We start from the raw sequence: 2,622 nt of genomic DNA, 5'->3' as shown, positions 1-2,622 counted from the left end.
AAGATAAAGTAGAAGAAATGCAGCAGGAAGGAGATATTAAAGCTACAGTTGTTATTCAAAGTGACAATAAAGTAAGTATAAAAAACGATTTCGTTATTTTGTTTTTAGAAAACTTCGATCGCTTAATAACCCAGCTAAAACTAACAACTACAGAACTTAGAGTATTAATATATATTCTAAAAAAAATGGAATATGGAAACTTACTCACTTTAAATCAAAAATCTGTATGTGTTGCTTTAGATATGAAAAGCTCTAATGTTTCAGCAATATTTAGTAAACTAAAACAAAAAGGAGTGTTAGTTCTTGATGATGAAAAAAATATGTATATAAATTCTAATCTGGTTATGAAAGGTTTGAAACATAGATTACCAGCAGACAAAAGAGAGAACTTAAAAAAATCACAGTTAGAAAATGATTTGTTTGATAGATCATATTAATACACTACCGCGCTACGCTTGCTGAATCCCTAAACATCATAAATCATAGATTTATAATGTTTGGGGATTTCTGTTTTTTTCTTTAGCCTCCGGCAAGACCGACGCTTATCGTTAGATAAGCATAGTCGGTCACTATGCTTTACTAGCAAACCTATTTCTGATAGTTACAAACATATAGGAAAAATATATTTTGGAGGACATAATGAGCTATCAGTTTATACATATTGAATCTTACGCAAGAGTGGGATCAAATCAAAAAGGGAAAAGTACAAAATGGAATATTCATCAGATCGCAGGTGAAGCTATGCGAAATGATGAAGACTGTAAACACGTAGAGCATCCACAAGAACCTACAGTTCTTTTTGGTGTGGATGCTTATGCAGCTGCAGATATGGCTCAAAAATGGGCTGAGACGTCTGTAGACGCTTCTGGAAGAAAGCTTCGTAAAGACGGCTCCTGTTTACTCGCTGGTGTTATATCCTTCCCTGAAGGCCGTACAGAGGAGGATTGGAAAGCTTTTAGAGATGACTCTATTAAATATTTAAAAGATAAATACGGTGAGAATTTAAAATCTGTTATAGAGCATAGGGACGAATCTAATCTACATATACATTTTTACTCTGTTCCAAAGCTTGGGCAAAAGTTTGATGAAATACACGACGGTAAAAAAGCTATATTGGAAGCTAAAAAAGAAAACTCAAAGTTGCTTAAAGGCGAGCAGAATAAAGTCTATATTGAAGCTATGAAAGAGTTTCAAGAAGACTTTTATAATAAAGTTGCAATAAATCATGGAATGACAAAAACCGGGCCAAAGCGTGAACGCTTGACCCGTGAGGAATGGAAGGCAAGAAAAGAATATGCATTAAAGCAATCAGAAGAAATAAAAAATATTAGTCTATTAAAGGATCAAGCTATTCAGATAGGTAAAAAAGAAGGTTTTGACTATTCAGTAGAACAGTCAAAAGGCTGGGGCTGGATCGCAAAAATAGGAGCTAAATATAAATATTACACTGATGGTTTTAAAAAAAAGCTAGAGGAAAAAGATGAAGAAATAGGAGTTGTTAAAAGCCAAAGAAATGAACAGCAAAAAAAGCATAAAGCATTTAAAAAAGAATATTACTCTCAAAAAAAAGAAACAGAAAAAGCAGTTAACGAAAAAAAAGAAAAATCAAAAGAAGTTTACTTTTTAAATAATGAAAATAAAGAGCTTAAAAAAAACAATGATATTTTAGAAGTGGAAAACTTATCATTGAGAGAAGAAAATAAAGAGCTTCAGCAATATAAAATAACAAGTGAAAAAATGAAGGATCGTTTTCCTGATGAATATAAAAAAATGGAAGCTGAAATAAATAAACCAAGACCAAAAGGAGAAAGCTATAACCATGAGCCGAAAGCTCAGGAGCTTTCTATTCAGCAGCAAGATGGATACAGGAAAAGACCTCGAATGTAGAACATTCATCTCTTGCCGCCTCTGTGGTGTATGAGACACCACTAAAAGCGGCCTGACAGTCAAAGACTGGCAGATATGGGGATTTATCCCGAAAAAGTGGTTTTGCACGCAATGGAATATATATAAATATCAATAACTTACAAAGAAAAAATGCAAATACATTGATATGATTTGATGCTAAAACGATAAGAAAAATATCGTAACCGTGAGAACTGCAGGAGCTTGCTCCTGTGGTTCGAGGGGTTGGCCTGCCCGGCGAGGGCGGTTTTCCTTTCTTATGTTCTTATTATCTTACTTCTTAACCACCCCTCTAAGCCTACTCTCCCAAGGCTTTAGTCCTAAAAAAGTTATGGATTCACATAACTTTTCCTATGAATCTACATAACTTTTGTTATGGATTCACATAACTAGATCTATGGATTCACATAACTTTTCCTTTTTGGACTGGATTCCAGTAAAATGGAAAAAGTTATGTTTTTTTGGATTTTTCTATTGACTTATATATATGATCGGTTAAAACATATATATATTTATAAAGACAAGGAGAAATAAATATGATTACAAACAGTCAAGTACACGAAAACATCGAAGATATAACAGAAATATTAAACAGAAAAAAAATAAAAGATAAAGTAGAAGAAATGCAGCAGGAAGGAGATATTAAAGCTACAGTTGTTATTCAAAGTGACAATAAAGTAAGTATAAAAAACGATTTCGTTATTTTGTTTTTAGAAA

At 32.7% G+C, this 2,622-nt stretch carries 2 protein-coding genes and 1 pseudogene; all 3 read left to right on the top strand.

Annotated features, from left to right (window positions below; translation table 11 throughout):
- Positions 1 to 437, top strand: a pseudogene (locus WFM46_RS23480) (hypothetical protein); the annotation flags it as partial.
- A gap of 202 nt (positions 438 to 639) precedes the next feature.
- Entirely contained in the window at positions 640 to 1,887 is a 1,248-nt protein-coding gene (locus WFM46_RS23475) for a plasmid recombination protein (RefSeq protein ID WP_142485374.1), read from the top strand.
- A 554-nt stretch (positions 1,888 to 2,441) separates the two neighbouring features.
- On the top strand, positions 2,442 to 2,622 hold a 181-nt coding region (locus WFM46_RS23470), incomplete at its 3' end, for a hypothetical protein (RefSeq protein ID WP_336998696.1).

Source organism: Leclercia sp. M50 (assembly GCF_037150775.1).
In the GTDB taxonomy this organism is placed as follows: Bacteria; Pseudomonadota; Gammaproteobacteria; order Enterobacterales; family Enterobacteriaceae; genus Enterobacter.
Note: the sequence above shows the minus strand (reverse complement) of the source record. Positions and strands in the feature narration are given on the sequence as shown.

Bases quoted from the DNA above. Each gene is read 5' to 3' on its own strand.
- WFM46_RS23475 (WP_142485374.1), top strand. From the start codon at position 640: ATGAGCTATCAGTTTATACATATTGAATCTTACGCAAGAGTGGGATCA.